Here is a 20,758-nt window from a genome sequence, read left to right as displayed (position 1 = left end):
CGTGCTGCACCACGGGCTTTACGGATGCAATATGCTCGCGATATCCGTGGGAGGGCCGGGGGCCGGGGGCCGGTTGCCAGCCCCCGACGCTCAACGCTTTACGTGGCGACCCTGACGCGAATCCGCGACCCGCACGTCAGCCGACACCGCCTCCCACGCTTCCCCCTTCGCCGCACCGGTCACAAACACCCGCCCCGGCTCGTAGTAGGTCCCACCGGTATAGACCGGGTGCGGCGCCGTGTAGGCCCTGAGCAGTTTGCTCGCCATAGCGTCGTCCTCAGCCATTGGTCTGATTGCCTGCCGTAACGCCCGCGGTGATCTTGCCGAGCGTCGGAGCGGTGCCGGCAATGGTGTAGCGCAGCCGCACATAGCGTTCGTCGGTGCCGAGCGGGATTGAATCCGGCAGTAACAGCTTCGCCCCTGTCGCCAGATCGGTCAGCGCATAAGTGGGCGAGGACCACACCGTCTTCGCGCTGGCGAAACCGATATTGTCGTCGGTCTCAACCGAGATGGTCAGCGAAGTAAGGTTGTTGAAGCTCTCTACCACCGTCACCTTGAGCGGCACTGCAGCGCCCCTGCCAATATCGCGGACGATCGCCGCAGCAGCTCCGTAAACGGTGCCGGTCGCGCCAAGATCAACGATATTGGCCGAGACCGCCGTTGCCGTCACAGCCTGGGCGTTGGAAAAAAGCGTGGTTGCATCCATGATCATATCTTGTCTCCTGAATTTCTGGATTCCGTCCTCTCCCCGTTCGTTCTGAGCTCGTCGAAGGACCGTTCTTCTCCTCGATGGTCGAGAAGAAAACAGAGCTTTGGCAGGCTCAGCCCGAACGGAGGTCGGGAGTTGGCACGCTCAGACCACGCGCGCTTCGGCGTTGATCAGCGCATCGGTCTCGCGAATAGGAATGCCGCGGTACGACAGCACTTCCTGCCCCTGCAGTTCCATTGGCTTTAGCATCAGCGCGCCATTGGCAGTGTTGGTGCCGAGCGCATCAAGCGCGGATAGCACATCCCGGTTCATGTAGATCACCGTGCGCCCCTGTGCCGGCACGTCGCCGCTCATCTTCGCGGCGCGGCGCCCTTGCAGCTTGTAATAAGCCTGACGCATGAACTTGTAGAGATCGACCGCGCCCGTCAGCGTGTCGGAATAATCGACATTGGCGATACGCGTGTTGAAGCGCCAGTCGCGCACCGCGACACCGACATGCTGCCGGAACAATTCTTCCTTCACATAATAGACATTGCCGTTGGCGTCGGCGGTACGCTGTTCACCCTTCTCCTCACGCGTCACGCCGGCCTTGGTGCCCTTGGGGTGGATCAGCGTGGTGTAATTGTCGCCATGCGTAACAAACCAGATGCTGGTGTTATCCGATCCCGAACCGCCGGCGTCGACGATCTGGTTGCCCGCACCTACGCCGCCGATCTTGTTGTAACGCGCGGCCAGCCCCTTGAAGCGTTCCGGCGTGGCAACAGTGTCGTGATAAAAGAAGCCACGCTGCACCTCTTGCGCCATCGCCTCGAGATAAGCGCGTCCTTCGGATAGGCGCACCGCCGCCGGATTGGGCGAGATATCGAGCAACCGCGTATCGACCGTCGACAGACCCTCGACGAAACCGGTGGTATCATCGACTTGCTGCGTGGTGCTCTTCGACTGCGGAATACCTTGATAGAGCATGCCCCAGCTCACAGTGGGCAGGCCGGTGCGAATGGTGTGGCGATGCACCGTGCCCATGTTGCATTCGGCGGTCACTGCGTCTTCCATCAGCGGGTTGAGCTGACGCAGCACTTCGATCACTTCGCCGGTCTGGGCGGCGCTACCGCCTGCGCCCTTGTACATGTCAATAAGGTTGAGAAATGAATTACCGATCGTGGCCATGACTTAATGTCCTCCCTTGGGTGCGTCGTCGGGGTAGAGCGTTTCCGCCGGACCCTTTCTGGTGGATGGTGCGGAGTGTCCGCGGGTGAAATTGCTGTCCTCGCCGATCGCCTGGCCGACCTTGTGGAAGGCCCGGATCATTTCAGGGTGATTGCCCAGGCCCGACTCATCGAGCAGCACCCGGAACGGCGAACCACGTGTGAAACCCAGCGCGTCGAGCGCCGACGCGGCGGTTGCGATGCTCCGGTTCCAGTGCGCACCACCGATCTCGGGATCTGCGCGGGCGCTGTCCAGCCATGCCTTGCGGCTGGCCTGCACCTCGGTGACGAGTTGCTGATTGAACTTGTCTGTGATGCCCTTGGCGAAATCCGCCGCAACCGGCATCAGCTTGTTGGCTGCCTCATTCGACAAACCCAGTTCGCGGAACACCGGCGTCGCAGCTTCGATCGCCACAGGGTCGAGCGTGAGGCCCTCCGGAGCGGTCAATTGATAGCTGTGAGGGATGTCGAGCGCGGCATCCTCGCCGCTTAATCCTTTATCGATATCGGACCCGAGGTCCGGTCCTGCGCCAAGCGCGGTGGGGTCCACAGAGTCGAAGGCTTCAATCGTCGTCGAATCCCCCCAGCTCTGCTCCGAGGTCTGCATAAGTGCTGTTTCGTCTGCCAAATCTTTTCTCCGTAGGCGGCAATTGGACCTGTTCGCGCAGGGTTTGAATCAAGGTGAGGACAGGAATTACTGAGATGGACCGCTCGGGCTGCGCTTCCTCGAAACTGCGCAGAATCTCGATCACGAGCGAGCGCCGCCCCTCGAGATACAGCGTGCGGCCGTCGCCGGCTGTGGCACTCGCGTCGAACAAGCCGGCGCGCTGGATCAGGTCGAACAGAAAGCGGCGAAAGGCCGCACTTTCGAGCAAAGAGAGCTTGTCGGTGAGGTCAGTCATCGACCGACCGCAACACACAAACCGTCACCCCGGACCGATGGTGAGGCGAAGCGAGTTTCACGAATCATCATTGTGGGCCTTGCCCAACCAAGCCCGCCAGTCCCCCACCCTGCGCCGCTTCACCAAGCATCCGAACCGCTTGTGCGCCGTCTTTCGCGGGCCCGGCCATTGCCGCCAGCTTGCTCGCCTGCTCCGCTTGCGCCCGTCCATCGCGCAGCTCCTTCGCGTCATCGACCGAGCGAATGATCCTGGGCGGCGCACCGGCACGGTCGGCGAAATCATCCACCACCGCATCAATATCAAGCCGGTCTCCGGCCTCAGGGAACTGCGCCGCGAGCGATCCGACGAACGACACCGTCCGCTCGATCTGACCGATCCCGATCATCCGCTGCATCTGGGCAAGGATCGACACGAAATCGACCTTGATCGGTTCCCCCTGCAACTGCTCGGGCGCTGGCGGGAACAGCTTCTTGCGGGCCATGATGCCGAAGGTGCGGTCGATCGCCACCTCCAGCTTCTCGTTATTGACCCGTTCGATCACTGGCCCCAGCTGGGTCAGCTTTTCCTCGTTGCGGCTGGCGATCTCTTCGATATTGCGCGGCTGTATGCCGGCCATGTTGGTGATCGCCATGAACAGATCGGCATAGGTCAGCCGTCCGACCGCATCGGCGCAGCGCTGTACATCCTCCATGATCGCACCGATCGCTGCCGGGTTCATCTGGTAAGGCACGATCACACCGGCGGCATCGACCGCCGACGCCGAAACGACATTGCCTGCCTGCCCCGTCAGCTTGATCGAAGCTGGTACGATCTTCTCAGGCCTGACCAGAAACTCGGTTGCCTGAGTCTTGCGCCTGGTCTGCAACTGCAGCTCACGCATGTCGGGCAACGCGTCGAACCCTGGCGACGTGCCATAGGTATCGCCTCCGATAGTATCCCAGCGCGGGGCCCAGAAGGGCTGTTCCTCGAAACCGCCGATGCTGAGCACGCGCTCGGCATTGCCGTCATTCTCATCCCAATAGATCGATCGCCACGGCTTACCCCGTGCATCCTTGACGTCCGGCACGCGGTCGTCATTCGGCTCGATCGCATGCAGCACATTGACCGTCTCGTCGTAACGGCCATTGCCGTGCGCAGTGCGCACGAAATCGCTCGCCCCATCCAGTCCGAACGATTGCACCAATTGATGTACCGTCATCGGCACGCGGCGATAGAGTGTGTCGGGCACGCTAGCGTCGGAGAGGGCCGTCCAGAATTCACCTGCGGTCAGCGCGTGGCACACCGCGCCCTCGCGCCAGTGATCGACCATCACGCACGCCTCGGTGCCGAACATGCCCATTTCGGCATAGCCCGATTTCATCGCACCGTAGAAATTGGTGCCGGCCAGGAACGCGTACATGCGTCGCTCGACCTCGGCCAGCCAGGTCTTCACCTCGCTGTCGGCAGCGAGATTCTCGTCGAAGGGCGCTAGCCGAAACCATGGCCGCGACGGCGAAGAGAGGCCGCTGGTCATGCCTCCGGTCAGGGTGCGAAAACTCAGGATCGCGTGGCTGTTATAGATTGCCCGGTTGGTGCGTCGGAAATTGCGGTTCTGTTCGTCATTGAGGAAGCGCGACCGTGACGGTTGCGCATATTGCGCGATCTCGCGCCACTCCGCCTCGTAGGGCAGACGCGCGGATTTGAGTGCGGACAGGCGCCGGTTGCAGCGCTCTTTCAGTGTCTGTCCCATCAGCCCCCCAATATCGTCGTGGTTGGCGCGCTTCCCATGCCGAGCGCACCTGTATAGGCCGACGCCATCAGCGCGCGGCGGCGGCGGATCTCATCATCGGCGCGCAGGGCCGTCGCGCCGCCATCCGGCAGTTTCAGCTCCTGGCGTTCGGGAATGACCTGAGCCTTGGGGGGGTTCGGCGTACACATGATCAGCCTCCCAGCACGGTGGTGGTGGTTGCACCTGGAGCACTGCCCAGCGCATTTGGATTGACGCGCTGCGGCGCAGCCACTGTGGGCCGCCGTTGCGTGCCATTGCTGACCGGTTGCGAGCCGGCCCTGTTATCGGGCGATTTCCGCCCCACGATGCCAAGGACGAGCTTGCGCATGACTTCCCGTCCGTTCGGATTGCTGGAACACATGCAGGCCGATTAAGCCGCCTCGCGTTGAAGTTGAATCGACCGGGATCGCTGGGGTGGACATAATGTCCTACCTGACCGGATTCCGGGCGTGAGGGGTGGCTCCGCTCCTGTCTGACGCCTATCTTCACCCTATCGGCCTGATGCGGCCGACTATGGAGTTTCAATCGTCATGGCACGGCCCAACGATACAGCGCGCGACCAGTTTCGACGCATGATGCTCGTGATTTCAGCGGTCGCGGTGGTGATGGTGGTCGGCGCGCTGTATTTTCTGTCGCTCAACGGCCCGCTGACGATCCATCTGGTGGTCGCAACCATTGCCGGCGTCTTCTTCTCGGTCCTGCTCGGCTGCGGCCTCTTTGCCGCAGCCTTTTTCAGCAGCAAAAGCGGCCATGACCAGGACGTGACTGATGCCACCAGCCGCAGGGTGAAGGATTAGCCTCGGGGTCCGATCGGCACATCGCGCAATTGAGTGCCGGGAGGCCAGTCCTTTGGACGATATGGGGGAACCGCAGCGCCCGATGCCATTCGTCAGCCCATGTCTTAAATCAGGCCTCTGGCCATGAGGGACCTGTTCCGGTCATCTCTGGCTCTGGCCGAGCACGCTCCTGTGTCGGCCATATAGCGCATAGATCACGACGCCGATCGCGTTCCAGATCAGGCACCAGAGCAGCGTCTGCATGGGCAGGCTGAAGAACAGATATAGGCACCCCCCAACGGCTCCCACGCCGACCAGCGTGGCGGCGGGAACACGGAAGGGACGGGGAAGGTCGGGCGCGCGACGACGCAGGATGAGCAGGCATGACCCGACCGCGATGAAGGCGATGAGGGTGCCGGCATTGGCGAGCGCGGCGATCTTTCCGATCGGCAGAATGCCGGCCAGTATCGCCACGAGCACCGCCGTCATCAGCGTGATCCGCACCGGCGTGCCGCGGGCCGAAATGCGCGCCAGCCCCTGAGGCAAAAAGCCGTCGCGCGCCATGGCGAGGAAGATGCGGCTTTGACCATAGAGAAAGGCGAGCAGCACGGTTGGCAAGGCAATGACCGCCGCCGTCGCCACGACACGCGCCACGCCTCCCTGGTTCAATGACCGCAGGATCAGCGCCAGCGGCTCGGGGCTGTCGGCAAAGCGGGTAAATGACACCGCGCCCACCGCCGCCGCTGCGACCAGCAGATAGATCAGCGTGCAGGCGAGCATCGAACCGATGATGCCAATCGCCAGGTCGCGCTCGGGCCGCTTGGTTTCCTCGGCAGCCGTCGAAATGGCGTCGAAACCATAAAAGGCGAAGAAGATGATCGCCGCCGCCGCCATCACACCGCGCGGCACGCCGTCCCCGCCGGCGCTGGCAGTGAAACCATAGGGCATGAACGGATGAAGGTTCGCTGCATCGAAATGCGGCAGCGCATAAGCAACGAACAGCGACAGGGTGGCGATCTTGACCAGCACCAGCACCGTATTCACGCGCGCGCTTTCACGCGTCCCGAGCAGCAGCAAGCCGGTGACGACCGCGATAATGAAGACTGCCGGAAGGTTGATGATGCCGCCCAGTTCCGGCCCTTGCGTCAGCGCCGCCGGGAAACCGAGGCCGATGAGCAAGGGTGAGGCATAACCCGACCAGCCAACCGCCACCGTCGACACCACCAGCGAATATTCCAGGATCAGGCTCCACCCCACCACCCAGGCAATGGTCTCGCCCAGCACCGCATAGGAATAGCTGTACGCGCTGCCCGACGCCGGCATCATCGCCGCAAGTTCGGCATAAGCGAGCGCCGCGCAGGCACACACCACACCCGCAATGGCGAAGGACAGCAGCACCGCAGGGCCAGCCCGATCCGCACCGACCCCGATCAGTGTCAGGATGCCGGTGCCGACGATCGCTCCAACCCCCAACGCCATCAAATGCGGCCAGGACAGAGTCGGCGGCAAAGCGTCGGGATGACGCTCCCCCGCCGGCGCGATCGGCTTGCGGCGTGTCCAGCTGTTCAATTCTCTTCTCCCATGGGGCGCTGTCCATCTTATTACAGCGCCGCGCAAGCATGAGCCAATGACGGACGGACGGCCCTACCCGACCCGCGGTTTTCGTTCACACCCCAAAATGCGGTAAACTTGGCAACCCGTCACGCCGTCAGGCGGAGCCGGCCAATGCGATGTCAGCATCAGGCAGATATCGACTTACCCCATGCGCGGTCGCCGCTATTCTCGTGCCATAATCGCGGAGCAGTAAATGGCAAAACAGGCGCAGCGCAGTGCATCCACGGTCGGGGCCATCCTCGCCACCGCGCGCGCGCTCTTTTCCGAACAGGGCTTCGAGGCGGTCAGCATCGACATGATCGCGCGCGATGCCGGAATCGCGAAGGGCGCAGTCTATCATCATTTCACATCGAAGCGCGACCTGCTCGATCGGCTCGTCGATACGATGCAGGCCGAGCTCGCCACGCAACTCGCGTCGGAACTGCCAGGCGGACCACCGACATCGCGGTCGCTGGCCAACAGCGTCGGCACCTATCTTCAAGCCGCACAGCGGGCGGACCGCAAGCGTATCCTGCTGATCGATGGTCCGATCGTGCTTGGCTGGCAGCGTTGGCGGGAGATTGACGATCGCTATTTCGCCGCCGCGATGCGCGCCGGAATCCAAGGCATCATGCCGTCCCTGGCAACAACAAAAGAAGTCGATGCAGTGACCAGGCTCACACTTGGTGCGATCATGGAGGCCGCATTGGCCAGCGGCAGCGCCGTCGAGGCCTCGGCCACCTCCGCTGCTTTCGTTGAAGCCTTGCACCTCATGCTCTCCGGCGTCGCATCGATGGAAGGGCGCGACGCGGCCGATGCTTGACATCGCCGTGCAGTGCTTTCAATAACCGACTTCTAGTCGGTTATTGAAAGCACTTTCATGCCAAGTTCCGAACGTGTCGAAAGTTTCATCGCCCTGGTCGAGGCCGGCTCTTACGTCACCGCCCTGGAGGAATATTATGCCGAAACCGCGTCGGCACAGGAGAATGGCGACACCCCGCGCACCGGGCGCGACGCGCTGATCGCGGCTGAACGGCGCACGCTCTCGCTACACCGGGAAATCCGTGCCAACCGCCTCGCCGCGCCATCGATCGACGGCGACCGCGTCGCGATTGCCTGGCGATTCGAATTTGTTGCACAGGATGGATCGACGCGTGCGATGGAGGAAATCGCCTGGCAACTTTGGTCGGGCGACAGGATCATCGAGGAACGCTTCTTCTACGACCCCAGACAGCTAGCCGCGCGTACCGATGCCTGAGATCGCATTGGCAACCTCAGGCGCGCAATGCGACAGTCTTCAATGTCAGGATGACGCATAGCAGCAGAAACGGCACAAACAACGCGCGCGGGTGACCCTTCTGTTCGAAATAAAGCAACACAGCCACGAAGCTCGTACACAGCCAAGCCAGCAATCCCCACAGAATATGTTCCGGCCCGAACAAGCGCCAGCCCCACAGCACTGCCATCATCAGTGTCACGAGCAGGAACACCACTAGTTTCATCTCGCCAATCTCATGCCCTTCACGTTGCCCGAACCGCTGGGGAATGCGGGTAACGCACCTATTTGATCCGCTTCCAGGTTTGCGCACGACAGCCAAGTCCAGCGAACAGGCACCCTTCCCCCACCATCGTCCGCGCATCGATCAGACGAAGCGTACCTGCAAACGTCTTGCCGATATCGGGCACAAACACTTCACCACTCCACAACCCCGGCGACTCCGGTTCGAAATCGCGAAACAACTGCTCACCGACGAGCCGGTCCGTCCCTTTCTGACGTGCATCGGCCACGGCTTTGGGACTTGCCCAGATCACCGTACCGCAAATCCCCGGCCCGCATGGCTTGAACCGAACATGCACCGACTTGGCCGGGTTGGCCCATATTCCCGCGGGCGCCGCCCCCCGACTGATCGCGGGTGCAGCCGCTGATGTGGCGACGAACGCCATGATATATCCCAAAACGCGCATCCGGTTTCTCCTCCCGGTTTCTCATCCACCATAGCCAACGCCGCTGCACCGGGGAATATCCGCCGCACGGCGCTCAGCTTGACTCACCCGAATGCGGGACGAGCATTACGCCATGCTGTTCAACGACCTGATCGGCCTTGATGCCACACGCCACACCGGACGGGTCGCACTGCGCTTCGGCACCGCCGAACTGAGTTTGCCGAGGTCGATCGCGCGTCCGACATGATCGTCAGCGGCGGCTACAACATCTATCCCAAGGAAGTGGAGGACGCACTGGTCGGGCATGCTCAGGTCGCTGAGGCCGTGGTTGTCGGTGTGCAGAGCGAGAAATGGGGCGAGGAAGTCGCCGCGTTCATCGTCGCACGCGGTACCCCGCCCGAAATCGCGGCATTGATCGAGCATTGCCGGGCCTCGCTCGCCGGCTACAAGCTGCCCAAACAGGTCCACTTCATCGACGAAATCCCCAAAAGTGCAGTGGGCAAACCACGGCGCCGTGCGGTGCGCGAGCCATTCTGGGCCGATCGCGACCGCAGGATCTGACTCGGCGCGATGTTGTATGACAAATAATGTAAAAACGCTGGTGTGACACCGCGTCGGCGTTACGATGCCGATATGATCAAGACCAAGGCCGCCTCTCTCGCCGACCAACTCGTCGATCAGTTGGAACGCAGCATCGATTCAGGCGAATTGCCGCCCGGCGCGCGATTCCCGACCGAGAAGGCTATTACCGACACCGCCGGCGTAAGCCGCACCGTGGTGCGTGAGGCATATGCCCGGCTCGCCGCCCGCGGGTTGCTGGTGTCGCGACGTGGCTCGGGCGCCTATGTTTCGGAAAATGCCCGCTACCGCGCTTTCCAGGTCGCACCCGAGGAAATGGAAGAGATCGAAGATGTCATCAAATTGCTCGAAATGCGCATGGCGATCGAAGCGGAGATGGCCGACCTCGCCGCGCGGCGCCGCACTGACCACGACATCGCCGCGCTACGTGACTGTCTCGACCGCATGGCGATGAGCGCTGACCGTGAGGTTGCGGTCGACGCCGATGCCGCCTTTCATTCGGCAATCGCGGCCGCCGCGCACAATGAATATTATTCCCGTTTCATGGGCTTTCTCGGCGTCCGCCTGGTGCCGCGCCGAGCGCTTTTTCTGCGCGACCGGAGCGAAACCGCGGATCGCGCTTATGCCGACGCGATCCAGCGCGATCATGAAGCGATCTTCACCGCGATTGCCGCCGGCGATCCGGTCCGCGCTCGCCGCGCCGCGCGACGGCATCTCGAAAAGAGTCTTGAACGGCACCGCCAGATGATCGTTCTGCGCGACGAATGAAGCCGCACACGATCACCGCAAAGTTGTCATACAAATAGTTGTCATACATTTTTGGAGCTGGTACAGACTCGGACGACCGGTGTCGTTCCGTGCCCATAGGCCCGTGCATGATCAGCCGGCCGCATTGCGTTTACCGCATCGTCGCCCGGGCGGCGGGCGGGCCGCGATAACGAACAAGATTGTCCGAGAGGGGATGGAATCATGTCGAAAGGCTCTGTGCTGCTGAACTGCGCGACGTCCGCGCTGGCGCTGATCGTGGCGAACCCGGCACTGGCGCAGGACGCTCCACCTGCCTCCGCGCCGCAAAACGCCACATCGAGCGATGATGGCATCGCCGACATCGTTGTGACCGCGACCAAGCGTGCTGAGCGCTTGCAGGACGTCCCCGTATCGGTGACCGCGCTGACCAGTGATGTGATCGAGCGCCAGAATGTCCGCGACATTTCCGACTTGCCCAAGCTCATTCCCGGCCTGACCGTCACCTATGGCTCGCAGCCGGGCAATTTCAGCATCAACATGCGCGGTATTGGCACCTTCTCCAACGGCATCGCGGTGGAATCCGACGTCGCGGTGGTGATCGACGATGTACCGATCGGTCTGCAGGCTTCGGCCTTCAAGGACCTGATCGATGTCGAGCGGATCGAAGCGCTGAAGGGCCCGCAATCAACCTTATTCGGCAAAAGCGCGATCGCCGGCGTACTGAATATCACTACCCAGGCCCCGACCGACACCTTTACCGGCCGCATCACTGGTCTGGTCACGACGGATCATGAATGGCGCGTCGGTGGCACCATCGCCGGGCCGATCAGCGATACGCTGAAATTCCGCGTCACCGCCTCGCGCAATGTTTATGACGGCAACATCATCAACCTGACCACCGGCAATCGCCAGAATGGCAGCAAGGGCCTGACCGTCACCGGCAAGCTGGTCTGGACGCCCAGCGATGATTTCACGGCATCGCTCCAGCCGCGCTACAACAAGACCGAGGCGACTTGTTGTGTCAGCCCAATCACCTCGCTGACTCCCGGCCTGTTCTACCAGGGCCTGCCGCAATTCCCCGCCAGCTCGGTGCTCGCCGGCATCCCGATCAATGACCGCTACAACGTCCGCATCCGCAACGACGAACGCGCGGGCGGCGATTCCCGCATGTACGGTGCGACCTTCCATGCGACCTACACCACGCCCGAGGATTCGCTGCTCGGCGGCGCGACGATCGGCTATATCCTGTCGGTCGACCGTTATCGCATGTTCGATTATCAGGACATCGACGGTACGGATCAGCCTTTCCTGCTCAACTTCCCCGCCGCATCGCCCTCGGGCATCAACAGCGGCGCGCGCATCCATGGCAATTTCCATGCGAATTCGGCGACGCAGGAATTGCGCATCACCTCTCCGGGCGAGAAGCGTTTCCGCTATATTGTCGGCTTGTGGTACGCACGTAACTCACTCGACCGCTTCCTCGATCGCGGCCCCGTCCTGCAGTTCGTCCGCTATTTGGCGCAGAGCAACAATCGCAATTATTCCGCCTATACCGACCTCGCGTTCGACATCACCGGCAAATTGACTGCGGTCGGCGGCCTGCGCGTCAACAAGCAAAAGATCGATTATCGCTTCTCCAACTATACCGCGGCAGTACCGTTCACCTTGCGTGGGGCCGATTCCGACAATGCCGTGACCGGCAAGGCTGGGTTACAATATCATTTCACGCCCGATATCATGACCTATGCGACCTATTCGACGGGTTACAAGGGTCAGGCTTACGATCTGGTCAGCACGTTCAGCGCTCGCTTCGCCGCCGCCGGCCCGGTGCCGCCGGAGACTGCCAAGAACTACGAGATCGGCTTCAAGAACAGCCTGTTCAATCGTCACCTGATCCTCAATGCGACGTTGTTCTCGACCGAGTATAAGGGGTTCCAGACTTCGGTGCAGTCGTTCCTCCCCGACGGCACCTATCTCACCTTCCTTAATTCGATCGGCAAGCTGCGTACGCGCGGTATCGAGGTCGAGATACTCGCCAAACCGTTCCGAGGCCTGAGCATCAATGGGTCCGGCGCTTATACCGACGCCAAGATCATCGATTTCCCCTTTGGTCCCTGCTTCTCCAACCAGACGGTGGCACAGGGTTGCATCCTCGACCCGCGCGTTACGGTGAACCCCGGCAAGGTGCAGAATCTGAGTGGCAAGCGGCTTAACAATGCACCCGAGTTCAAGTTCAATCTGGGCAGTCAGTACGACTTCCCACTCGGTGATTCGCTGAACGGCTTCCTGACCTTCTCCTATCGTTGGCAAAGCAGGATCAATTTCGCGCTCAACCAGGATCCGGTCACGGTGCAAAAATCGTACGGCGTGTTCGACGCGTCAGTCGGCACCACTGCGGGTGACGGCAAGTACAAGCTCAGCCTGTTCGTCAACAATGCCTTCAACAGGCATTATGCGGTTGGCTTGGGCAATACGACTTCGGGCTTCAGCGCACCCGGCGTGATCGCCGCCGGCACCACCTGGCAGCCGGCACGCGATTCCTTTCGCTATGCCGGAATACGCCTCGACGCGAACTTCTGACGTTCTTTCCGGATTTCCTCCGCTTTCCAATGGGAAGCGGAGGACAGGACAAACATCCAGACAGCCGGCGGCCGGGCTCTTGCGCCGAAAATCCCAATACCAGCGCACACCTATCTTGCAGCGCGAGTCCACAATCCGAAACATATCGTTGCGCTTACGTATCGACAAATTGTCCGACGACCATCACTCCGAAATAGGCGGTTCGGAACAATGATCACGATGTGACCGTTTGGCGGCCATGACTTTCCTCATCAGGCCGGATGCTCGATTTTCGCAACTGCGCGCAATCGACAACCATTGCACTGTTGTCATAATTCCTTCGCCGCGAGCCCCCGCAACGAAAGGCGCGTTGCAAGTGCCCGGATGATGCGTAAGCTGTCGCCGCGGGTCGCAGCCGCATTTGTATAAATTGGGAGGGGCATGCCCAATGGTGCAATCGAACTCAGTTAATGATCAGGGTGGGCGAAGTTCCGTTCTGGAACCCAACGGAATCGGTTCGGCCGGTCGGCACGCCGAGGATATCTCAAGGATTGTCGGCAAACTTGCCAAGCTCGATCGAACGGTCGCTCATCATTATGACGATCTGTATGATTTCGGAGAGACAGCGCGGACGCTCGACCAGTCCAATGCGCTGATCGCCTCGGCGCTCGACGGCGTGCGCGCTGTGACCACCCAGGCCAATGCCCGGTTGGCCGGCGCAACCGTCCGGCTCAACGCAATGGCGCGCGACGCACCGGCCAAGCGAGCCATGATCCGCGGGTTGCTCGACTTGGGGCTCGATCAGCATGGACGCCATGAAGGGTCGCTCGCCGATGCGATGACCCGCCTTCATAATCTGTCAGCCACGGCGAAGACGCTTGCCGGCACGCTCGACACGACTGCCGAACAAGCGCGAGACAGCCAGTCATTGGGCGTCGCCGCCGCGCTGCATGTGTTGAGTGGTGACCTGATGACGATCGCCGGTGATCTCGCGCTCGAACGGCAGCGGGCCGACACCGGCCATGCCCGCTGGGCGCTGAACGCCGCGACGATCGCTGACGATGTCGAACAACTGATGGACGGGCTGCACGAACCGCTCGCTACGTTGCGCGAGGTCGATGAACTGCTGTCCGCCGGGATCGAAGGTGGCCGGATGGTTGCCGAAATCTTCGGTGAAGCCAACACCGTGTCGTCGAACCTGTTCCAGCTCATCGCAGGCGCCGCACGTGCGCTGGGCCAGGCTCGGGTGCTGCTCCGCCAGACCCAGGCGCGTGCGACGCGACTCGAACAGGCCAGCCGTGTCGCGTTCGAACGCGGCGCCGCGTTGGGGCTGAGCGAGGAGGACAAGATCTATGTGACGTTGGCGATCGACCTGCGAGACGAACTCCAGGCGCTGACTCTAAGCGCGCTCGAACAGGGGGCACTCAGCCTCGAACAATTGTTCGACAATGACTATCAGCTTATCCCCACCAGCCTGCCGGAACGGTTCCGGACTTCGCTGACCGACTGGGCCGATGCGCAGTGGCGGCCTTTTCTCGACGCAGCCATGACACGAGCGCCGCATGTTCGGTCGGCGGTGTGCAGCGACATGAGCGGGTTTTTGCCGACGCATATTTCAGCTCGCTCGCGGCCGGCGACTGGTGACCCGACGCACGACATCGGCAACTGCCGTAACGGTCGGATCATGTATGACGACCGACTGCGCCAGTATAAGGAGAATGCCGCCGACTTCACCGCGACCGTCTATCGTATGGACGACCATAGTGGCGGGTTCATCGTCGTCCGGCTGATCTTCGTGCCGCTCTTCTTTGCCGGGAAACGCTGGGGCGATTTCGAGCTGGCCTATTCCGTCTGACCAATTGAAGCCTTGGATGGTGAAGGAACTCCAATGAGCTGGTCTGCAACACAATATGTCAAGTTCGAGGCGGAGCGGAATCGCCCGATCGATGATCTGCTGGCCCGGATTCCCGCAACCACCCCGATGCATCGGGCGGCCGATATCGGCTGTGGCCCGGGCAATTCGACTGAGCGACTCCAGACTCGCTTTCCCGATGCCGAATTGAGCGGCATCGACAGTTCTCCCGACATGATCGCCGCAGCGCGTGCTCGGCTACCCGCGGTGCGCTTCTCGATCGAAGATATCGCCACCTGGCCCGACCCCGGGCCGTTCGATCTGATCCTGGCCAACGCCGCGCTGCAATGGGTGCCGGATCATGCCATATTGCTGCCTGCGCTGATCGCGAAGCTCGCGCCTGGCGGCAGTCTCGCGGTGCAGATCCCCGACAATCTCGACGAACCCGCGCATCGCCTCTTGCGCGACGTGGCGGTCGAGGAGCCTTTCGCCACCATCCTGACCGGTGCGGGCGCAGCCAACGCCAATCGCCATCCGGCCGATTGGTATTACCGCTTGCTGTGCGGCCGTGTCGCCGGAATCGATATCTGGCGCACGACCTATTTCCACCAACTTGCCGGCGGCCCCGAGGCCGTGGTCGACTGGCTCAAGGGCACCGGCCTGCGGCCTTACCTCGATCGGCTCGACGATGCGCAGCAGGCGGTATTCCTCGATCGGTATCGGGCCCGGATCGCGACCGCCTATCCAACCCTTGCCGAGGGCGTGGTGCTGTTGCCCTTCCCCCGGCTGTTCATCGTCGCAACACGAGCGACTTAGGGCCGATCAAGCGGCCTGAACTTCGCGCGACCGCTCCAGCGCACGCTCGATCCAGGCAGCGACCTCAGTCGGCGCCGTCAGTGGAATCATATGACCGCCCTCGATCAGAGTCACATCGGCATGCGCGATCACCTCCGGTAGCCGCTCGCCATGCAGCACTGGATCGAGAATTGCGTCGCCACGGCCATACAGGATCGCGACGGGCATGCCGATCTCGCCATAGCGCGCAACGATCGGCGCCAGTGCATCGGGAGTCTGAGTCAATTCGGTCGAGGCGGTGAACACCGCGCTTGGCCGCTGCACCAGCAGCCCGCCGCCGCGCAGCCCGAAATCGTCCGGCACCGATTCAGGCGCAAATACCTGGACGGCCGATTTCGATCCGGCCAGCACCGACATCGGCACCGCGATGACCGAGGCAACAAAACGTCGCACGCCACGCGACCGGATATTCAAGCCCTTGAACGCTGCCGGCGGCGTATCGATTACCCGGGTCAGCGCGGCGAGCAGCGCGACGCCGCGGAGCGACGCCGGATGCGTCACCGCCAGAGTCAGCGTTACCGCTCCACCGAGCGAATGCCCTACAACCAGCGGCCGATCGAGCCCCAGTTTGGCAATCAGCGCGGCGACCAGATCGGCCTGTGCGACGAGTGAGAAACCGCCCGGCATCGCCGCCGAATAGCCCGACCCCGGGCGATCGATCACCACCACCCGATGGTGCCGCGCCAAGATTTCGGTCAGTGAATAGGTGAAATTATGGCTGTTCCCGGCCAGGCCATGGATCAGGACGATCGCATCGCCGCTCGCTTGTCCCACCGGACCCTTGTCGACGTAGTGGAGCCGCTGTCCGTCAATCTCGATAAAGCTCCCCTGCGCCGGCACTTGCCGCTCGACGAAGCGTGTGCGGGCTTTCGTATAAAACAGCCCGGTCGCGACGAGCGCGGCCAGGACGATCAGGATCACGAAGATGACGGTCATGCGGCAGCCCCTTACGGTATCGAGCGATCAAAGCATTGATCGTCGCTGGACGCCAGCGCGACGTGATGACCAGACGCTCGCGAAGTTGTCATTGACCCCGGCGAGCCGAAACTAAGTTGCGGCGTGCCCCGTCCCCGCGCGATGGCACGCCTCCAATTATCGGGAGGTCCCATGTTTCGCCGCCATGCCGTGCGCCTATTCGTGCCGATGCTCGCCGGTGGCAATTTCCGCGATCGGCTTTGGGCTTGCCTCGGCGCTCTGATCGGTATCGCGCTCACCGCCTTGCTATGCTCGCTTGTGCTACCGCCAGCTGCCTTTGCCATGCTGGTCGCGCCGATCGGCGCATCGGCGGTGCTGCTCTTCGCGGTACCGGCCAGCCCGCTGGCACAGCCCTGGTCGATTATCGGCGGCAATATGATCTCGGCAATCATCGGCGTAGCGGTCGCGCAATCCATGGCGCCACCCGTGCTCGCCGTCGGGCTTGCCGTGGGCGGCGCGATTCTCGCCATGTCGCTGCTACGTTGCCTTCATCCGCCCGGTGGGGCGGTGGCGCTTACCGCGTTGATCGGCGGCCCAATGGTTGCCCAGGCCGGGTTTCTGTTCGCGCTGGCACCGGTCGGGCTCAATTCGGCATTGCTCGTGCTGACCGGCATCGTGTTTCATCGCCTGTCCGGCCATTCCTATCCACATCGCGCCGTACCGGTGGCCGGACACGTCATCCCGCCTCAACCCGAGCCGTTCTTCCATCCCGAAGACGTCGATCGCGCGCTCGCCGATCTGGGCGAGACATTCGACGTCGGGAAAGCCGATCTCGAATTGCTGTTTCGGCAGGTGGAACTTCATGCGCGCGAGCGAACCCAACGCTCGGCTTGATCTCGTTCGCCTGACACGCGCTTGCTCCTCTCTGGGATGGCGGTCCAGCCGGCGATCAGCCGCACTCGGCCATGAAGGCCGTGATGTCCCGTGCCAGCCGACCGGCATGTGTCAGCGGCAGGCCGTGTGGTGCGCCTTCATAGACCAACAACCGTGCATCGGGGATCAGCGCCGCGGTTCGCGCTCCGGTAATGGCTAGCGGCGCCGATACGTCCTGGTCGCCATGCACGACCAGCGTCGGGACATAGATACGCGTCAGGTCGGTACGGAAATCGGTCGAGACATTGGCCTGAGCAAGCTGCACCGCGGCGAGCAGCGAGGTCCCAAGCATCATACGCTGTCCCCACGCCTTCATCGCATCGCTCGTCTCGGCGACGAAGAAAGGATCGGTGTTGGCCGCAATCCAGGCCGGAAAGTCGGTCATCAGCAGGTCACTGCCCGCCGCCAGCACCCCGCCGTCGATGCCCTCCGGATTGTCCTCGGTGCGCAGCAGGAATGGCGTGGTTGCACCGACCAGCACGACGCGCTCGATCCCGACTCCGTCGTGGCGCGCGAAATAGCGCGCGATCTCCATCGTCGCCATCGAATGCGCGACCACGGTCAACCCGCGCAGCCCAAGCGTGTCGATCACCGCAGCGATATCGTCGGCCAGCGTATCATGATCGTAACCGCAGCCCGGATCGGACGAACGCCCATGCCCGCGCCGGTCGAACGACAGGCAGCGATGCCCGCGTGCGACGAAGTCGACCATCTGCGGCCCCCAGAAATCGGACGGCAGGGTCCATCCGGAAAGGAACAGCATCGGCTCGCCGCTCCCCCAGTCTCGCACCGCGAGGCGCGCGCCATCGCTCGTTTCGACCGTGTCGATCCGTGAGGCGAGCGCCCCGGTCTGGATGGAATTGGATGCGAATGATCCGTGCATGATGTGTCTCCTGGCCTGTGTTGCCGCGAGAAAATGCTCAAACCGCGATCCGAAGTCGATTACCTCACAGGTAAGCAAATCACGAAATTCATCGATCAGCGCCACTTCACGCATTATTCGATCAAAAATGAACTGAAACGCGCGTCGATCATTATGCCGGTTCGATCTGAAACCAGCAGGAGGCAAAATGACACGACCATCGACGACACTGATCGCAGCACTGGCCGGCATCGTCGCGCTGTCCGGATGCAGCGCGCTGACCGGCGGCCCCGGCAATGGGGATATTGAGCGCGTCGCTCGCGAACAGATGGCCGCGTCGCTTCAGGATCCGAATGCCAACCCTGCCACCAAAGCCGCGCTTGAAAAGGCGCTGGCGGATGCGACGATCACGCCCAAGGGCCTGTGCAATGGCAAGGCCGAACCCGGGGTTCAGGTCTGTGCCGTCGATGTGAACATCCAGATGCCGGGCACGGCCGCCAAGGCGACGCAGCCGTTCATCGTCAAGCTCACCAAGGGCAGCGACGGCAAATGGAAAGGCGCGCCCGACTGACGGCGGTGAACGCGTTGCCCACGCTGAGCCGATAGGCGATATCGTTCCGCGATCGATTCGGTCCGGAAGGATATCGCCATGGCTACCCCAATTCTCCACCGCAGCGCCCTGCGCTTCGCCACGGTTGCGGCGGTCGTGACCGCGACTGCCGCAAGCGCCGAGACCATCACGATCAGCGGGCGTTTTCCTGCGCAGAACCGCGAAGCAAGCTATTTGCAGCGGCTGGCGATCGATCGCTTCGCCGGCCGTGACGGCGAACCGTTGGCCAACGCCCTCGCCGCCGCCCTGTCGCGCGCGGAGAATGCGAGCGGCCCACACTTCACCTTGCTGGGCGACACCGGCGGACGCCAGCCGCGCGCCGATGGGGTGCTCAGCGGATCGGCGACGTCGGACTGGGAAGAACACCGCGTGACGCTGCAGCGCCGCCGCTGCGTCGAGCGCGCTGCGCCAAAGGACGGCAAGAAGCGCCGCGACGATGATGATGGCGAATGCCTCAAATATGCCGATGTGCCGGTACCCTGCATGCAACGCACGACCAGCCTGACCGTCTCGTTGCGCTTGGTACGCATCGCAGATGGCGCGATTGTCTATACCGCCAGCAAACCGCGCAGCGAGACGGTTAACTGGTGCCCGCGCGACTCCACCCCCCGGGCAGCGGAAGCGGTGATCGCGGACATGATCGACAGCGTTGCGGGCGAAACACGTGGTGACATTGCGCCGCACGGCGACACTTACAAGATCCGCTATCGCGAGGATCGCGCTGGGCTGTCCAAGCCGCTCGCCATGCGCTTCAAAGATGTGCTCCGAGTCTCGAAGAGCGACAGTCGTGGTGCCTGCGAAGGATGGGAATCGATTGACCGCGACCAACCGGGACAGTTGTCGATCGTCTTCAATCGCGGCCTGTGTGCGGAACAGCGCGGCGATTATCGGGTGGCGCTGAACCTGTATCGCGAGGCACGCGCGATGAAGAACGCGGACGACATCAATACCGCCATCGGACGGGCCCAGGCCCTGATTGCCGGGGTGGAGGACGAGGGCCGCTTCCGACGGCGCAGTTGACCTTTTACGCACGAGAACGGGCAACGACATCAAATTGCCGCGAAGCGCTGCGCTTGGTGTCGCGGGGGCGAATCGATGGAGACTCGATCGATGCGCGAGACGTTGCTGATCTGCTTGACCGTCCTGACCACCACGCTGGTCACCACGCCCGGACACGCGCAGGACGCGCCGCCACCCGGCACACCAGCCACGCATCCGTCCGGAACACCCGGCGACCGACCGCACGGCCGCTTGTTCATCAGTCCGATGGGCGAGCCGTTTCGCGGTGACAAGCCAGCCGATGCCTGGTTCGACGGCGCCGACACCAATCATGACGGCGCGCTCGATCTGGCGGAGTTCACCCAGGACGAGCGCCGCTTCTTCGCGCTGCTCGATCGCGGTCATGACGGGGAGATCGACCCCGATGATATCGAGAATTACGAAACCGCCATCGCCCCTGAAATCCGCGTGCGCGACTTTGGTGGCGGCGGCGGCGGTGCTCATCGCGGCGGTGGCGGTGGTGGCGGCGGCCGCCACGGCGGCGGTGGCGGTGGCGGCCATCGTGGCGGCGGTGGCGGGATGCGCGGCGGTGGCGGCGGCGGCGAAAGCGAAGCGTCCCCCAGTGGCGGCGAGACGCGCGTTACTTATGGCAAGCAGGGCGCGGCGCGGTTCAGCTATTTCGACTTTCCCGAACCGGTCACGATCGCCGACACCAATTTCAACCGTGGCGTCGACGCCCGGGAATTTGACACCGCCGCGCGGCAACGTTTCGCCCTGCTGGACAAGAATGGCGATGGCAAAATCGAAAAGAGCGAACTGCCCCACATCGCCTTTGGCCGGGGTGATCGGGGAGGCGGCCACGGTGGCGATCACGGCGATAATCATGGAGGTGGACGATTTGGCGGCCCGGGCCGCGCCGGCGCCACGCCGCCGGAGGAATAGGCGCGTCG

At 62.7% G+C, this 20,758-nt stretch carries 26 protein-coding genes; 13 read left to right on the top strand and 13 right to left on the bottom strand.

The features are described from left to right. Positions 1-90 precede the first annotated feature (90 nt). From OO12_RS28590 to OO12_RS28585, 8 genes are all read right to left on the bottom strand, one after another. Positions 91-267: a hypothetical protein gene (locus OO12_RS28590; RefSeq protein ID WP_235364780.1), complete on the bottom strand. Its 177-nt coding sequence runs from the start codon at positions 265-267 to the stop codon at positions 91-93. A 10-nt stretch (positions 268-277) separates the two neighbouring features. Beyond that, entirely contained in the window at positions 278-712 is a 435-nt protein-coding gene (locus OO12_RS13330; protein WP_034159118.1) for a Bbp16 family capsid cement protein, read from the bottom strand. A 141-nt stretch (positions 713-853) separates the two neighbouring features. Further along, positions 854-1,876 carry a major capsid protein gene (locus OO12_RS13325; protein ID WP_034159117.1) on the bottom strand — a complete coding sequence of 341 codons (1,023 nt, stop codon included), beginning with the start codon at positions 1,874-1,876 and terminating at the stop codon, positions 854-856. A gap of 3 nt (positions 1,877-1,879) precedes the next feature. Continuing rightward, a complete protein-coding gene (locus OO12_RS13320) occupies positions 1,880-2,521 on the bottom strand; it encodes a hypothetical protein (protein WP_160296806.1) in 642 nt (213 codons plus the stop codon). Continuing rightward, entirely contained in the window at positions 2,478-2,816 is a 339-nt protein-coding gene (locus tag OO12_RS13315; RefSeq protein WP_034159116.1) for a Bbp19 family protein, read from the bottom strand. Before OO12_RS13315 ends, OO12_RS13320 begins: the two co-directional genes overlap by 44 nt. 67 nt (positions 2,817-2,883) lie before the next feature. Further along, the gene (locus tag OO12_RS13310) at positions 2,884-4,545 is read right to left on the bottom strand and encodes a portal protein (protein WP_034159115.1); all 1,662 of its coding nucleotides are present in this window, start codon (positions 4,543-4,545) and stop codon (positions 2,884-2,886) included. After that, positions 4,545-4,733, bottom strand: a complete 189-nt coding sequence (locus OO12_RS13305) for a hypothetical protein (RefSeq protein ID WP_034159114.1) — start codon at positions 4,731-4,733, stop codon at positions 4,545-4,547. Before OO12_RS13305 ends, OO12_RS13310 begins: the two co-directional genes overlap by 1 nt. Before the next feature lie 2 nt (positions 4,734-4,735). Beyond that, entirely contained in the window at positions 4,736-4,912 is a 177-nt protein-coding gene (locus OO12_RS28585) for a hypothetical protein (RefSeq protein WP_160296805.1), read from the bottom strand. 202 nt (positions 4,913-5,114) lie between these two features. Between OO12_RS28585 and OO12_RS13295 the strand changes: the two genes are divergently transcribed. Continuing rightward, on the top strand, positions 5,115-5,381 hold the full coding sequence (locus OO12_RS13295) for a hypothetical protein (protein WP_034159112.1): 267 nt from the start codon (positions 5,115-5,117) through the stop codon (positions 5,379-5,381). Positions 5,382-5,522: 141 nt separating this feature from the next. On the opposite strand, the gene OO12_RS13290 is transcribed toward OO12_RS13295, so the two are convergent. Next, entirely contained in the window at positions 5,523-6,929 is a 1,407-nt protein-coding gene (locus tag OO12_RS13290; RefSeq protein WP_034159111.1) for an amino acid permease, read from the bottom strand. A gap of 238 nt (positions 6,930-7,167) precedes the next feature. On the opposite strand from OO12_RS13290, the gene OO12_RS13285 reads away from it, so the two are divergent. Both OO12_RS13285 and OO12_RS13280 read left to right on the top strand, forming a co-directional pair. Then, positions 7,168-7,776 (top strand): TetR/AcrR family transcriptional regulator, encoded by a 609-nt coding sequence (locus OO12_RS13285; protein WP_052215847.1) that lies wholly within the window; start codon positions 7,168-7,170, stop codon positions 7,774-7,776. 57 nt (positions 7,777-7,833) lie between these two features. Next, on the top strand, positions 7,834-8,211 hold the full coding sequence (locus OO12_RS13280) for a nuclear transport factor 2 family protein (protein ID WP_034159110.1): 378 nt from the start codon (positions 7,834-7,836) through the stop codon (positions 8,209-8,211). A 16-nt stretch (positions 8,212-8,227) separates the two neighbouring features. On the opposite strand, the gene OO12_RS13275 is transcribed toward OO12_RS13280, so the two are convergent. Beyond that, complete coding sequence (locus OO12_RS13275; RefSeq protein ID WP_160296804.1) at positions 8,228-8,443, bottom strand: hypothetical protein; 216 nt, start codon at positions 8,441-8,443, stop codon at positions 8,228-8,230. A 70-nt stretch (positions 8,444-8,513) separates the two neighbouring features. Further along, entirely contained in the window at positions 8,514-8,918 is a 405-nt protein-coding gene (locus OO12_RS13270; protein WP_235364779.1) for a DUF2147 domain-containing protein, read from the bottom strand. Between the two features lie 91 nt (positions 8,919-9,009). Here OO12_RS13270 and OO12_RS29290 point away from each other — a divergent pair, with 91 nt between their 5' ends. The 6 genes from OO12_RS29290 to tam all read left to right on the top strand — a co-directional run bounded on the left by OO12_RS29290 (position 9,010) and on the right by tam (position 15,450). Continuing rightward, entirely contained in the window at positions 9,010-9,144 is a 135-nt protein-coding gene (locus OO12_RS29290; RefSeq protein ID WP_268747921.1) for a hypothetical protein, read from the top strand. After that, entirely contained in the window at positions 9,141-9,458 is a 318-nt protein-coding gene (locus OO12_RS13265; RefSeq protein WP_034159108.1) for an AMP-binding enzyme, read from the top strand. The genes OO12_RS29290 and OO12_RS13265 overlap by 4 nt, the downstream gene beginning before the upstream one ends. Before the next feature lie 72 nt (positions 9,459-9,530). Continuing rightward, positions 9,531-10,244 (top strand): FadR/GntR family transcriptional regulator, encoded by a 714-nt coding sequence (locus OO12_RS13260; RefSeq protein ID WP_034159219.1) that lies wholly within the window; start codon positions 9,531-9,533, stop codon positions 10,242-10,244. A gap of 201 nt (positions 10,245-10,445) precedes the next feature. Next, entirely contained in the window at positions 10,446-12,803 is a 2,358-nt protein-coding gene (locus tag OO12_RS13255; RefSeq protein WP_034159107.1) for a TonB-dependent receptor, read from the top strand. Positions 12,804-13,230: 427 nt separating this feature from the next. Then, complete coding sequence (locus OO12_RS26925; protein ID WP_052215846.1) at positions 13,231-14,637, top strand: hypothetical protein; 1,407 nt, start codon at positions 13,231-13,233, stop codon at positions 14,635-14,637. Positions 14,638-14,670: 33 nt separating this feature from the next. Continuing rightward, positions 14,671-15,450 (top strand): trans-aconitate 2-methyltransferase, encoded by a 780-nt coding sequence (gene tam / locus OO12_RS13245; RefSeq protein WP_034159106.1) that lies wholly within the window; start codon positions 14,671-14,673, stop codon positions 15,448-15,450. A gap of 6 nt (positions 15,451-15,456) precedes the next feature. Here tam and OO12_RS13240 read toward each other — a convergent pair whose 3' ends face one another. Continuing rightward, entirely contained in the window at positions 15,457-16,425 is a 969-nt protein-coding gene (locus OO12_RS13240; RefSeq protein ID WP_052215845.1) for an alpha/beta fold hydrolase, read from the bottom strand. 171 nt (positions 16,426-16,596) lie between these two features. On the opposite strand from OO12_RS13240, the gene OO12_RS13235 reads away from it, so the two are divergent. Continuing rightward, positions 16,597-17,298 carry an HPP family protein gene (locus OO12_RS13235; protein WP_152616414.1) on the top strand — a complete coding sequence of 234 codons (702 nt, stop codon included), beginning with the start codon at positions 16,597-16,599 and terminating at the stop codon, positions 17,296-17,298. 55 nt (positions 17,299-17,353) lie between these two features. On the opposite strand, the gene OO12_RS13230 is transcribed toward OO12_RS13235, so the two are convergent. Further along, a complete protein-coding gene (locus OO12_RS13230; RefSeq protein ID WP_235364778.1) occupies positions 17,354-18,220 on the bottom strand; it encodes an alpha/beta fold hydrolase in 867 nt (288 codons plus the stop codon). 187 nt (positions 18,221-18,407) lie between these two features. Between OO12_RS13230 and OO12_RS13225 the strand changes: the two genes are divergently transcribed. From OO12_RS13225 to OO12_RS13215, 3 genes are all read left to right on the top strand, one after another. Beyond that, positions 18,408-18,770, top strand: a complete 363-nt coding sequence (locus tag OO12_RS13225; RefSeq protein ID WP_034159105.1) for a hypothetical protein — start codon at positions 18,408-18,410, stop codon at positions 18,768-18,770. A gap of 78 nt (positions 18,771-18,848) precedes the next feature. After that, the gene (locus OO12_RS13220; protein WP_034159104.1) at positions 18,849-19,829 is read left to right on the top strand and encodes a hypothetical protein; all 981 of its coding nucleotides are present in this window, start codon (positions 18,849-18,851) and stop codon (positions 19,827-19,829) included. Between the two features lie 90 nt (positions 19,830-19,919). Continuing rightward, complete coding sequence (locus OO12_RS13215; protein ID WP_052215844.1) at positions 19,920-20,750, top strand: hypothetical protein; 831 nt, start codon at positions 19,920-19,922, stop codon at positions 20,748-20,750. The last annotated feature ends 8 nt before the right edge of the window (positions 20,751-20,758 follow it).

It is taken from the genome of Sphingomonas sp. ERG5 (assembly GCF_000803065.1).
GTDB lineage: Bacteria > Pseudomonadota > Alphaproteobacteria > Sphingomonadales > Sphingomonadaceae > Sphingomonas.
The sequence above is the reverse complement of the archived record's forward strand: the minus strand, read 5'-3'. Positions and strand labels throughout refer to the sequence as shown.

Bases quoted from the DNA above. Each gene is read 5' to 3' on its own strand.
- OO12_RS13265 (WP_034159108.1), top strand. From the start codon at position 9,141: ATGATCGTCAGCGGCGGCTACAACATCTATCCCAAGGAAGTGGAGGAC.
- OO12_RS29290 (WP_268747921.1), top strand. From the start codon at position 9,010: ATGCGGGACGAGCATTACGCCATGCTGTTCAACGACCTGATCGGCCTT.
- tam (WP_034159106.1), top strand. From the start codon at position 14,671: ATGAGCTGGTCTGCAACACAATATGTCAAGTTCGAGGCGGAGCGGAAT.
- OO12_RS13315 (WP_034159116.1), bottom strand. From the start codon at position 2,816: ATGACTGACCTCACCGACAAGCTCTCTTTGCTCGAAAGTGCGGCCTTT.
- OO12_RS26925 (WP_052215846.1), top strand. From the start codon at position 13,231: ATGGTGCAATCGAACTCAGTTAATGATCAGGGTGGGCGAAGTTCCGTT.
- OO12_RS13235 (WP_152616414.1), top strand. From the start codon at position 16,597: ATGTTTCGCCGCCATGCCGTGCGCCTATTCGTGCCGATGCTCGCCGGT.
- OO12_RS13295 (WP_034159112.1), top strand. From the start codon at position 5,115: ATGGCACGGCCCAACGATACAGCGCGCGACCAGTTTCGACGCATGATG.
- OO12_RS13240 (WP_052215845.1), bottom strand. From the start codon at position 16,425: ATGACCGTCATCTTCGTGATCCTGATCGTCCTGGCCGCGCTCGTCGCG.
- OO12_RS13325 (WP_034159117.1), bottom strand. From the start codon at position 1,876: ATGGCCACGATCGGTAATTCATTTCTCAACCTTATTGACATGTACAAG.
- OO12_RS28590 (WP_235364780.1), bottom strand. From the start codon at position 267: ATGGCGAGCAAACTGCTCAGGGCCTACACGGCGCCGCACCCGGTCTAT.
- OO12_RS13310 (WP_034159115.1), bottom strand. From the start codon at position 4,545: ATGGGACAGACACTGAAAGAGCGCTGCAACCGGCGCCTGTCCGCACTC.
- OO12_RS13220 (WP_034159104.1), top strand. From the start codon at position 18,849: ATGGCTACCCCAATTCTCCACCGCAGCGCCCTGCGCTTCGCCACGGTT.
- OO12_RS28585 (WP_160296805.1), bottom strand. From the start codon at position 4,912: ATGCGCAAGCTCGTCCTTGGCATCGTGGGGCGGAAATCGCCCGATAAC.
- OO12_RS13225 (WP_034159105.1), top strand. From the start codon at position 18,408: ATGACACGACCATCGACGACACTGATCGCAGCACTGGCCGGCATCGTC.
- OO12_RS13330 (WP_034159118.1), bottom strand. From the start codon at position 712: ATGATCATGGATGCAACCACGCTTTTTTCCAACGCCCAGGCTGTGACG.
- OO12_RS13260 (WP_034159219.1), top strand. From the start codon at position 9,531: ATGATCAAGACCAAGGCCGCCTCTCTCGCCGACCAACTCGTCGATCAG.
- OO12_RS13320 (WP_160296806.1), bottom strand. From the start codon at position 2,521: ATGCAGACCTCGGAGCAGAGCTGGGGGGATTCGACGACGATTGAAGCC.
- OO12_RS13215 (WP_052215844.1), top strand. From the start codon at position 19,920: ATGCGCGAGACGTTGCTGATCTGCTTGACCGTCCTGACCACCACGCTG.
- OO12_RS13255 (WP_034159107.1), top strand. From the start codon at position 10,446: ATGTCGAAAGGCTCTGTGCTGCTGAACTGCGCGACGTCCGCGCTGGCG.
- OO12_RS13305 (WP_034159114.1), bottom strand. From the start codon at position 4,733: ATGTGTACGCCGAACCCCCCCAAGGCTCAGGTCATTCCCGAACGCCAG.
- OO12_RS13280 (WP_034159110.1), top strand. From the start codon at position 7,834: ATGCCAAGTTCCGAACGTGTCGAAAGTTTCATCGCCCTGGTCGAGGCC.
- OO12_RS13270 (WP_235364779.1), bottom strand. From the start codon at position 8,918: ATGCGCGTTTTGGGATATATCATGGCGTTCGTCGCCACATCAGCGGCT.
- OO12_RS13285 (WP_052215847.1), top strand. From the start codon at position 7,168: ATGGCAAAACAGGCGCAGCGCAGTGCATCCACGGTCGGGGCCATCCTC.
- OO12_RS13230 (WP_235364778.1), bottom strand. From the start codon at position 18,220: ATGCACGGATCATTCGCATCCAATTCCATCCAGACCGGGGCGCTCGCC.